General features: G+C 67.3%; 11 protein-coding genes, 1 tRNA gene and 1 pseudogene. 10 read left to right on the top strand and 3 right to left on the bottom strand.

The genetic code is table 11. The features are described from left to right. The 3 genes from ND748_RS17380 to ND748_RS17370 form a co-directional block, all read left to right on the top strand. A partial coding sequence (locus ND748_RS17380) for a DUF3566 domain-containing protein (RefSeq protein ID WP_251746851.1) occupies nt 1-495 on the top strand: 495 nt, incomplete at its 5' end. Between the two features lie 64 nt (nt 496-559). Beyond that, nucleotides 560-636 (top strand) — tRNA-Ile (locus tag ND748_RS17375). A gap of 277 nt (nt 637-913) precedes the next feature. Next, complete coding sequence (locus tag ND748_RS17370) at nt 914-1,462, top strand: hypothetical protein (protein ID WP_251746850.1); 549 nt, start codon at nt 914-916, stop codon at nt 1,460-1,462. Here ND748_RS17370 and ND748_RS35070 read toward each other — a convergent pair. Together ND748_RS35070 and ND748_RS17360 are read right to left on the bottom strand one after the other, a co-directional pair. Continuing rightward, nucleotides 1,382-2,431: pseudogene (locus ND748_RS35070) on the bottom strand (recombinase family protein); the annotation flags it as partial. The gene ND748_RS17370 and the pseudogene ND748_RS35070 overlap by 81 nt on opposite strands. Nucleotides 2,432-2,484: 53 nt before the next feature. Beyond that, nucleotides 2,485-2,688 carry a hypothetical protein gene (locus ND748_RS17360; protein WP_251746848.1) on the bottom strand — a complete coding sequence of 68 codons (204 nt, stop codon included), beginning with the start codon at nt 2,686-2,688 and terminating at the stop codon, nt 2,485-2,487. 974 nt (nt 2,689-3,662) lie between these two features. Here ND748_RS17360 and ND748_RS17355 point away from each other — a divergent pair. From ND748_RS17355 to ND748_RS17345, 3 genes are all read left to right on the top strand, one after another. After that, entirely contained in the window at nt 3,663-4,907 is a 1,245-nt protein-coding gene (locus tag ND748_RS17355; RefSeq protein ID WP_251746847.1) for a helix-turn-helix domain-containing protein, read from the top strand. A 225-nt stretch (nt 4,908-5,132) separates the two neighbouring features. Next, on the top strand, nt 5,133-5,330 hold the full coding sequence (locus tag ND748_RS17350; protein WP_251746846.1) for a hypothetical protein: 198 nt from the start codon (nt 5,133-5,135) through the stop codon (nt 5,328-5,330). Beyond that, nucleotides 5,330-5,710, top strand: a complete 381-nt coding sequence (locus tag ND748_RS17345) for a hypothetical protein (protein ID WP_251746845.1) — start codon at nt 5,330-5,332, stop codon at nt 5,708-5,710. The genes ND748_RS17350 and ND748_RS17345 overlap by 1 nt, the downstream gene beginning before the upstream one ends. 609 nt (nt 5,711-6,319) lie before the next feature. On the opposite strand, the gene ND748_RS17340 is transcribed toward ND748_RS17345, so the two are convergent. After that, nucleotides 6,320-7,318: a hypothetical protein gene (locus tag ND748_RS17340; protein WP_251746844.1), complete on the bottom strand. Its 999-nt coding sequence runs from the start codon at nt 7,316-7,318 to the stop codon at nt 6,320-6,322. A 142-nt stretch (nt 7,319-7,460) separates the two neighbouring features. On the opposite strand from ND748_RS17340, the gene ND748_RS17335 reads away from it, so the two are divergent. The 4 genes from ND748_RS17335 (at nt 7,461) to def (ending at nt 9,823) form a co-directional block, all read left to right on the top strand. Next, nucleotides 7,461-7,826 carry a hypothetical protein gene (locus ND748_RS17335; protein WP_251746843.1) on the top strand — a complete coding sequence of 122 codons (366 nt, stop codon included), beginning with the start codon at nt 7,461-7,463 and terminating at the stop codon, nt 7,824-7,826. 89 nt (nt 7,827-7,915) lie between these two features. Further along, a complete protein-coding gene (locus ND748_RS17330; RefSeq protein ID WP_251746842.1) occupies nt 7,916-8,293 on the top strand; it encodes a roadblock/LC7 domain-containing protein in 378 nt (125 codons plus the stop codon). Between the two features lie 291 nt (nt 8,294-8,584). Next, on the top strand, nt 8,585-8,755 hold the full coding sequence (locus ND748_RS17325; RefSeq protein ID WP_251746841.1) for a hypothetical protein: 171 nt from the start codon (nt 8,585-8,587) through the stop codon (nt 8,753-8,755). A 393-nt stretch (nt 8,756-9,148) separates the two neighbouring features. Next, on the top strand, nt 9,149-9,823 hold the full coding sequence (gene def / locus ND748_RS17320; RefSeq protein ID WP_251746840.1) for a peptide deformylase: 675 nt from the start codon (nt 9,149-9,151) through the stop codon (nt 9,821-9,823). Nucleotides 9,824-9,937: the final 114 nt, after the last annotated feature.

The raw sequence follows: 9,937 nt of genomic DNA, 5'->3' as shown, positions 1-9,937 counted from the left end.
CCGCCGCACGCGACGACCACGACCTCGCCGGGTGCCCTCGACGACCAGCTCGAGGCCGTACCGGCCGACCGGGCCGGCGCCCTGCGCAGCCCAGGTCGCTCCGGTCCGAACGCGGGTTCCGCCCGCCCGCCCGGCGCCGGCCGTCGCGCCAAGCTGCGGCTGTCCAAGGTCAACCCGTTGACCGTGACCCGGCTCAGCTTCGCGTTCTCCCTGTGCGTCTTCGTCGTGTTGCTGGTCGCGGTCGCCGTGCTGTGGTTCGTGCTCAACTCGATCGGGGTGTTCAACAGCGTCACCGACGCTGCGGACACCCTCACCGACAGCAGCGCCGGCGACGTCAGGAGCTGGCTGTCGTTCGGCCGCGCGATGGAGATCAGCCTGCTCATCGGCGCGATCAACGTCATCCTGATGACCGCGCTGACCACCCTCGGCGCCCTGCTCTACAACCTCTGCGCCGAGATGATCGGCGGCATCGAACTCACCCTCAGCGACCAGTAGCGCCAACGGACGGCGGCGGCCGCCACCCCGGCCCCGCCGTCCTGTATGGTTGCAGTCGTTGCCGGGACCTATAGCTCAGTCGGTTAGAGCGCTTCCCTGATAAGGAAGAGGCCGGTGGTTCAAGTCCACCTAGGTCCACCAGAGTGGCGATGTTTGAAACATGATCCTCGCCCCTTTTGGTCTGGTAAGGCGCAGCGCCGTTCGGGTAGATGCCGGACGGCGCTTTCGTTTCCTCGTGAAGGGGCCTGCCGTCCCCGTGGACGACCGGGGGCCCCTCGCTGGTGGAGACGTGTAGGTCCGGGGCTCCGGGTTCGTCTGCGGCGTTCTGGGCCTTGATCAGGTTCTGAGTCTCCTGGCTCAGCAGGGCGGCAAGATCGTCGCCGAGGAGTTGGGCGAGTGGGGGGAACAGGTCCGCCCCGTGAATTCCCTTGTCAATGATCCAGAATCGGCGGAACACCGCTTGGTTGAGTTGGCGCTGCACGAGTGCCGGGGCGGTGGTGTAGAGGGTGTGGCTGTCCTCGCAGAGGCTCAACAGCCGGTCGAGAATCGCGCCGATCGACTGCCATTCGCCTTCGCAGGCGTGGAGCATCGCACGCGCCTTACCAAGGTCACGGTCTATCCTCTGTTGCTCTTCCTTCAGGAATTCCTCGCTGATGGCCCCGTTGTAGTAGGCGCGCATGCATGCGCGCCGTTCGTCTTCCAGGTCGCTGATGCGGCGCTTCTGTCGGTCTGCCTGTTCGGTGCCGTTGGTCACGAGGGTCTGCGCGCTGTCGAGGACGATGTCGCGTATCCGGGCCTTTTGCCGTGGGGTGATCTCCACGCGGCGCCACCAGTCCGCCACGAGCCGTTCGACCACCTCGATCATCACATACGGCTGTTCGCATTGTCCGCGTTGCCGGCCGAGGCAGTAGAAGTAGGGGTATTTCCCGCCGCCCCGTCCGGTCGCGTTCATGATGCCGAATCCTGATCCGCACTGACCGCAGAACAGGCTACCTTTCAGGGGGTGGAAATGCTTGCTCGGCTTGTCGCCGGCGGTGGCGCGAGACCGCAGGATTCCCTGAACTCTGGTGAGGGTCTTTTCCGTGACGAAGGTGGGATGCCGGCCGCCCGGGTATTCGACGCCGTCGAAGGTGACAACGCCGATGTAGTAGCGGTTCGTCAACATCTTGTGGATATGGGAGGGTTGTAGCGGCCGTTCCGGGCGTTTCCCTGCGGCGCGGTTGGTCAGGCCGCGGTGGTTGAGTTCGTCGGTCAGGCTGTCCACCGTCCATGTGCCCGTGGCGAACTGCTCGAAGGCCCATTGCACGAGTCGCCACCGGTCATCGTCCAAGATGACATCGGCGATGTTCCGTCCCTCGCTGCGGATCCGGACGTTGAGGTAGCCGATCGGGGCAAGCCCGGGGGTGCCCCCGTTCGCGGCCTTCTGCCGCATCTTGTATTTGATGTCTTTCCCGCTGGCGGCAGACTGATACTGGTTGATCACGGCGAGCATGCCGTGGAGGAGTTCACCGGCCGGCGTCTCGTCGATGTTCTCCGTGGCGGACACGAGAACAACCCCGAGATTCCGCAGGCGCAGCGTGAAAGCGGCATCTTCGTACCGGTCCCGCGCAAACCGGCTGAGCTGATAGACGATCACAATGTCGATGTCCCGGTCCCGTTCGATCCGGGCGATCATTTCGCGGAACGCTTCGCGGCGTTCGAGGTTCTTGTGAGCCGAGGCGCCCGGCTCGACATATTCGTCCATCATGTCGGCGTTCAACGTCTCGGCTTTCGCCCCGCACGCGACGCGCTGCGCCGGAATCGAGATGCCTTCCGGATCGTAGTCGGTGCGCACCTGCGACTTCGTCGACACCCGAAGATAGAAAACCGCCCGCAGTCGCCGAGAAGACGATTCGGGCAACGGCACAGGTGATTCCGGGGTGAATTTCGGGGGCATGGGCACACCCTTTCTCGTGGTGATCGTCGCGGGCATGGTAGCACGACGTGACCCTACGAAAACCGACTCTTCGAGTCGTGACCGAGCCTCCCGGCTTTTTCTGTTCGGGCCGAGGGAATCACCGCCTTTTCCTTCTCCGCTTCTTCGCGGACGAGGATGTCCGCCCAGGCGACTATCGCGGCGGCGAAGTCGTCGCAGTCGATTTCCGGCTGATATTCGGCGAGGATCTGAACCTTGTCACGGCGTGCCGCGTCCAACGAGCCGATACCCGTTTCTCTCGCGTGATCCGGATCATCCGAGGAATGACGATGTCCGCGCAGGCAGCGGTAGCCCCGTCACAGCACGTCGCCCCCGCCCAACGAGGGCATGCGCGCGACAGCGACCCCACGGCCGCTACGGCTACCCCGACCCGTCCGCCCAGCTCAGACCGGCGGACAGGCCGTCGTACCCGTCAGCGGCGCCGCTACCCCGTAGCGGACATCCCGCTACCGTCACACAGAGTGAATAGCCCGCCGGTTAAGGTGATCCACCGCGCCATGTGTACCCGGGTTTCCGCCCGGCCGTCGTGGATTCTCCGAGGACGGACACGACCGTGAGAAGACGACGCACGCCGGTCGCCGAGGAGAGGCGCGTGCCACGGCCTGCCGCGCCCGGCCGACGCACCGAACGGCCAGCAAAGATCCACAACGATGTCATACCCACCCACTTCACAGGAATCGGACTGACGATCATTCGAAGCGGCGCACGGCAGGGCACACCGATCCGAGCCTAATTATCCCACTACAGCGAATCGGACAATAGAGCCGAGAGCCGGGACGAAAGCCATGGTTTGAACACGGAAAGCCGAGTCCACGATCAAGATGTGTGGCAGTGCTCCGACCGGGCCGTGACAACTCTCGATCGGCCGATCGGACCGGTGTGCACGATGTGTGCACGGGCCGTGCAACGCGCCGTGCACCGGTGTGCACGAGGGCGTGCATGCACGGCCCCAACGCGCGTGCGCGCGTCTGCGCGCGTTGGGCGTCCGGCCGCCCCCGGCGTGCACGGCGACCGACCCGACGATCACCGACGCCCAGGACGCGCCGAACCATCGCCCCGGCACAAGTGATCGCCAGACACGCGAATATTCGCCTCGGAAGTGTCCGACCGGACCATCGCGGGTGGTCGGCAGGACAGCCACGGCGCCGTATCCTGAGGATGACTTGCGCACGCGGGGCGAGAAGAGGGCGTGATGGTAGACGAGTCGGCACCGGGAACCCATCTCCAGAACCTGCGCCACCGACGTGGCCTGACTCAGGAAGCACTTGCGGACGTGGCCGGACTCAGTGTTTCCACGATTCGTAAGATTGAACAGGGTGGAAGTGCCCGGATCGAAACGCTTCATATCCTCGCGCGTGCCCTCGACGTCGAGACATCCACTCTCTTCGGATCGGCTTCCCCTGCCCCCACCCCCGACCGCGAGGAAGACAATAAGCTGAATCTTCTTCCTCTGCGTCGGGTGCTCACTCCCGTTGTCGGCATCGGAGGAGTCGCGTCCTTCACGGGACAGCCGTCCGGTGAGGTGCGGGAGTCGGACCTGCGCGCGGCGCTGTCGGAAGCCGTTCGCCTTTACCACGCTGACGACTTCGAGGCCGTCGCCGCAATGCTCCCGCGAATGGTCCGCGAAAGCCACTGGCTGATCGACCATGCCGCGTCCGAGGAACGGCCCCCCCTGCTGCGGCTACGGGCCGAGATCTATCAACTTGCCGGATGGTTCCTCACGCAGGTGCGACAGTACGATCTTGCCTATACCGCCATTCGGGACGCGATACAGGACGCAACCGGTGCGGGAGACCCTCTCACCGCCGCATCTGGCGCCATCTCGCAGGCGTGGTTGTTCATCAGACAGGGTCGGTTCACCGACGCGGAATCGCTCGCCCGAGACACCGCCTCGACGATCGAGCCGCGCATGTCCACGGCCACCGATGCGGAACTCTCGGCATGGGGATGGCTCCTGCTGCGCGGGTCGGCCGCCGCGATCCGCAACAATCGGCGTGACTCCTCCGACGAATTCCTGTCGCTCGCCGAGGTTGCCGCATCGCGTGTGTCCGTCATCCGCTCGCCCGGTCGCTACCACCAGTACCTGACAACTTTCGGTCCAGCGGTCGTGACGATGAAACGCGCCGAAGCAGTCATGATCACAGGTGACGCGCGGGGGGTACTGAGACTCGCGGAGTCGATCCCGCAGCCACGGACAGGCCGATACCGGTCCGACAACCTGAGCCGCCATCTCCTCGACGTCGCGTCCGCCCACACCACGCTACGGGACTACCGCGACGCCACCGACATTCTTCTCCATCTGCGGAAGAACTCCCCCGAATGGCTGCGGCATCAGCGCAAGGCCAAGGACGTGCTTCTCACCATATTGCAGAGCCGCAAGCGATCGTTGGGTCAGGAGCTTCGCAGCCTAGCCGACTTTTTGGACATATCCGTCTAGGGTGGCGCGGCTATTACGTTACGTGGTAGCCGTGATCGGGCGGGGCGCAAAGTACCACGGATCACCGCTCGTGGTCGCTTTCGCCGAGCCCTAGATTCTTCCGCAGGCACCCGGGTCCGGTCGCAGCAGAAGGCCCTTACGCTCCCTTCTGACTCCCGGACTCGGGTCGCCGACCGCGAAAAAGACCAGTGTCGATCGGCCCCACAAGGGCGGAGCGGAGGCGGGATGGACGAGGACGTCACGATTTACGCGCTGATCAGGTTAGGGCCGGTCGGTCCGAGAAAGGTGATCGTCTGGTTTGAGTCCCGCGCGGCGGCACGGCAGTACGCGCGGGACAATGGGATCGTGCATTTCGCGATCGCTCCCATGGAATTCGATGCTGGCAGGCCGCGCCCAGTCGAACCACAGGAGACAATCACGTGATGGGCGTCGGAAACAGCGGCAAGAGCGTCGCGGATGAGTTCCGGGAATACGCCGAGATCCTGCTTGACCGCGACAGCGAATTTGATGGTGCCCCGTCCGGTGACCCGCCGCTGCTTGCCTCGGACTACCGGCGTGCCCTCTACGCTGTCCTTGCTCTTGAATCGGAGCTTGAACGCACGACAACCAGTCCGGTCAGTGACGGGGAAGTCGAGGCATACCGGCTCGGTGGCGCAGCCATGATCGACCGGATACATATCGCGATCGGGGAGGCGTGGGCGCCCCGACGACTCGCCGCGAGGGAACACCGACGGCACATCGGCAGACCGGGCCGGCCGGAGATCATCGACGAACCCGACGAAGGATCGCAACCAATGACCTGATCCGAGTGCTAGCAGGATGCTTGCAAAAGTTAGCATCCATGCCTGTCGGCACCGGCTCGGGTCGTTTCGAGATCACGAGCACGAAAAAGGGGCTCCCCGTTTCCCGGGGGAGCCACTACGTACGTTCAGTGATCCTGTGACTACACTCCGCCTGTCCGACTGGAGGGCTTGGGGCGTTCCCGCAGGTAGCGGTCAAGATCGGGGTTCAAGGTCCACCCCCGGAGCTCCACGCGCGCTGGCTTCGCCTGTTCGTCGCCCTTTGGGCGGCTTTCCGGTTGCCGCAATGTCTGCCCGGGGGGCGACCCCCGGACCCCCGGATCTCGGGTGGTGCGTGCTCGACCTGCCGTGTCCAGCGGGTCGCCGGAGCGAGCACCACCACGGTCCGAGTCTCTGCGCCCCGCCTCCCCACCGCCGGTCGACATCACCGCCCGTGCGGGCAGCGCGGCGGCGACATGAACGACGACCACGACGCCGTGATTCTCGCGCCGATCAGGCCCGCTCCCTCCCCGCGGCGGCATCGCCGGCCGGCTGCCCCCGAGGGCGGCTGCCGGAGAATACGCACTTCCGCGCCGGTGCGACCCCGCCGACTGGTTCCCGGGTGGTCGCCGATCAGCTTTTCAGACGGTTTCCAGGTGCTTTACGGTCGGGCGGGTGGGAGCGGCGGCGGCGAGGAAGAGAACCATCCACCAGCACCCCCTGGCGGGTTTCTCGGGAATCGCCGACATCCGTCCCCGACGGGTTTTCCGGGTACAGCCGGTCGCCATATGACGGCAAGCCGGACGCGCCGCCGTGCTCGGCTCGCGGGACGACCGGGGATCGCCCCTGCGGGGGTGGAAGAACGATCCGGCCATCCCCCGCGAGCGACGCCAGGTCGGTCAGGACCGGGAACAGTCCGCGGCCTACCGTGAACGCGATGTCCCGGCACGTTCGGCGGCCGTCGACACGGGCCAACAGGTCGGCCTGAGCCCCGCCCGCCGACGCACGTCGTGACGATGGGCTGGCCAGACGTGGGCGGGTCTGGGGCTCCAGGCCCAGGCCGGCGCGCCAGCGGGAGGCGTTCGCCAGCCGTCGGCTCGTCTCCCGGATGGCCCGCTCGACCTCGATTCCCGGCTCCACGGGCAGCACCGGGGGCAGGAAACCGGCTCCGGCCGGCTCCGCGGCCACCCTGTCGATCTGGGTCATGGCCAGCGCGAACAGGGCGTCCATCGTGGCCATCCGGGTCACCACCTGTACGCCCGCACTGCCCAGCAGCCGGCGTTCGACCAGCGCCGTCGGCAGCCGGCCGCTCGGCGCGGCCGCGGCGAACACCGCGGTCCACTCCTCGACGGAGATGCGCCCCGACCGCAGCAGCAGCGATTCGAGTCCGGGCGCCGCCGAGGTGGTGGCGGTCGTGAGCAGACCGTCCCGAAGGACGACCTTTCCGCTCGCCTCGCCCAGCACCACGACCGTGCCGGAGAATTCCTGCCGGGCCTGCCGCCGGAGCTCGGCAAGCAGAATGTCGACGCCGGCCGGCATTTCCTCCGCCGGCGGCATACCCGTCTCCTCCTTGTGGGGTGGGCCGTCGGTAGAAGAAACGGGGGTCTGCGTGTTCTTTATCTCATCCGGCATCGTGGGGTCCTCGATGTGACAATCCGTTCGTGCACGGGTACGGTCGCCTCGTCTACACGATATGCCCGCCGACGTGCACGCGAATACTAAAAGGCCTGCCGACGCAATTTCGTCATGCTGTCAACGGGTTGAAGGGTACATCATGGACATCGAGACCGCACTCAAGGAAGCAATGACAATCGACGGTGCGATCGGTGTTTCGCTCGTCGATTACGAGAGCGGAATGATGCTCGGTTCTGCCGGTGGTGGCCGGACACTCGATCTCGAGGCGGCCTCGGCCGGCAACACCGACGTCGTGCGCGCCAAGGCCCGCACCCTCGACGCGTTGGGGATCAAGGAGGGGATCGAGGACATCCTCATCACCCTCGATCAGCAGTACCACCTGATCCGGCTGCTCCACCGTGGCGGCAGCCCGCTGTTCTTCTACCTGGCCCTGGACCGGCCCCGGGCGAACCTCGCGCTTGCCCGGCACAACCTGCGCACCATCGCCCGCGGCCTCGACCTCTGACGGCCCAGGCCCCGGCGGCGTCGGCAGACGCCGAGCAGAGAGACCTGTCGGTCCGCGCGGACTTCCGTGGCGGAAGAAATGAGGCGTCGATGAGCACAAGCACGATCACCGATGGGGTACTCGCCGAGCTCTACGCCCTGCGGGACCAGGTTCCGGGCGTCACCAACAGCGCCGTCGCCTCCGCCGACGGCCTGCTGGTCGCCGCCGACGCCGACGGTGTCCGACCCGAGGTGCTCGCGGCCATGGCCGCCGCCGCCCTCGGTCTCGGCCGTTCCACCGGCCAGGAGGCCGGGATGGGGCCGCTGCGTGAAGTGATCACCCGTTGCCAGAGTGGGCACATCATCGTCTACGCGGTCGGGGAGACCAGGCTGCTCGTCGTCCTGGGCGACGAGGGTCTCGACCTCGAACGGCTGCACCTGCAGTCGCGGCCCGCCGTGACGCGTCTCGCCGGGCTGCTCGCCGCCTGAACCTGCCCCGGGGTGCCGGCTTGCGGGCCGGTACCCCCGACGGCGGGCTTACCTGGCTTCCTCTCGCCTCGCTCTCGCCTCGCCGCGCCTGTGGATAACCGGAGTTGGCACGCACGGGCCGATGCGCTCGGGTGGCTCATGTGTTCGAATGCCCCCGTGCAGTCGTGTTCACTGTGTGGCCATGCGTGGTCGGAACACCACGGTTCCGGGCAACTGTCTCCCTGGGTGACGTGTACGTACGGCTCGGTGAGCTGCTTCTGTCGGCGGACAGTCGAGGAGGCCCACGGCGAGATGGGTGACACGTCCGGGCCGACGTGTGCCACCTGTGGGCAGCGTCCAGCCGAGGACACCCAGTGCCGTCAGTGTCGGGAGGAGCGCCAGCGCCGCGCGGAGGAGGAGTTCGCCGTCTGGTGGGAGCAGCTCGCCCGCAGCCGCCGGGCCGGCCGCCGTCCATCCGGCTAAGGGGTCCCGCCGCCGGGTCTCGCCGGCCGAGCCGCGACCGCCGGGCTCCGCCGCCGGTCCCTCCGCGGTCCCTCCGCGGCCCTTCTGTGATCCTTCTGTGGTCCTGCGGCCAGTTCTGCCGCGAGTTCCGCTGTGGTCCCGCGGCCAGCCACCGACATGCCGGGCGCCGCCGGATGAACTGCTTCACCCGCCCGACGGTGCGATATTCGCGCGGGGAGCGTCGATCCGTCGCGCGGATGGCGGGGGCGCTCTGCCAAGCTCGTAGGCAAAGCATCAGCATGTCGAGGATCGACGGCGGCCCGGTTCGGCCTGGCGGACGGCGGGTGGGCCGGCCGGCGCCGCGCCGCCGCCCGCGCGGGCGCGCCGACGGTCGGATGGAAGGAGAAGCCCGCCATGGCCTCGCGTACCGCGCGATCGGATGAGGCGAACGAGAAACGGGATCTGCGGGTCCGGGTCCTGGGAGAGCCGGTCGACGCCTATCCCGAGGTCCCGCCCGAGGTGGCGCGGGGCACCGTCCGGCGCATCACGGTCGTCGGGGAGCCAATCCTGCACCGACCCTGCCGGAAGATCACCGAATTCGGTACCCCGGAGCTCGCTGCCCTCATCGACGACATGTTCGCCACGATGTACGGCGCCGAGGGGGTCGGGCTCGCCGCGAACCAGATAGACGTCGATGCCGCCCTGTTCGTCTACGACTGCACCGACGAGGACGGCGTCCGGCACGTGGGGCACCTCGTCAACCCGGAGCTGGAGGAGCCCGATCCCGCCGAGCGCCGGCTGGTCAAGGGCGAGGAAGGCTGTCTGTCCGTGCCGGGCGCATACATGGAGGTTGCCCGGCTCGAACACGCCGCCGTCCGCGGCCAGGACTGCACCGGCGCCCCTGTGCGGCTGGCGGGCACCGGCTACTTCGCCCGCTGCCTGCAGCACGAGACCGATCATCTGCACGGCGGCCTCTACCTCGACCGACTGTCCAGCCGGGGACGCAAGAAGGCGCTGAAGGAGATGGCGGAGCGGACCGAGGAAATCTTCGCCCGCCGTGCCGAGGTGGCCGAGACTCTCGGCAAGTAGCCGCCAGCGATCCGTCCTGGCGCCGGCCGGCGCCAGGACGGCCGCGAGACCTTCGCGGGACCGCCTGGCGCCCTGGTGGATCAGCCCCGCCCGGCCGGTCGTGCCGGCCGGGCG

Source organism: Frankia sp. AiPs1 (assembly GCF_023716945.1).
Lineage (GTDB): Bacteria > Actinomycetota > Actinomycetes > Frankiales > Frankiaceae > Frankia.
Note: the sequence above shows the minus strand (reverse complement) of the source record. Positions and strands in the feature narration are given on the sequence as shown.

Bases quoted from the DNA above. Each gene is read 5' to 3' on its own strand.
- ND748_RS17355 (WP_251746847.1), top strand. From the start codon at position 3,663: ATGGTAGACGAGTCGGCACCGGGAACCCATCTCCAGAACCTGCGCCAC.
- ND748_RS17350 (WP_251746846.1), top strand. From the start codon at position 5,133: ATGGACGAGGACGTCACGATTTACGCGCTGATCAGGTTAGGGCCGGTC.
- ND748_RS17345 (WP_251746845.1), top strand. From the start codon at position 5,330: ATGGGCGTCGGAAACAGCGGCAAGAGCGTCGCGGATGAGTTCCGGGAA.
- ND748_RS17340 (WP_251746844.1), bottom strand. From the start codon at position 7,318: ATGCCGGATGAGATAAAGAACACGCAGACCCCCGTTTCTTCTACCGAC.
- ND748_RS17335 (WP_251746843.1), top strand. From the start codon at position 7,461: ATGGACATCGAGACCGCACTCAAGGAAGCAATGACAATCGACGGTGCG.
- ND748_RS17330 (WP_251746842.1), top strand. From the start codon at position 7,916: ATGAGCACAAGCACGATCACCGATGGGGTACTCGCCGAGCTCTACGCC.
- ND748_RS17325 (WP_251746841.1), top strand. From the start codon at position 8,585: ATGGGTGACACGTCCGGGCCGACGTGTGCCACCTGTGGGCAGCGTCCA.
- def (WP_251746840.1), top strand. From the start codon at position 9,149: ATGGCCTCGCGTACCGCGCGATCGGATGAGGCGAACGAGAAACGGGAT.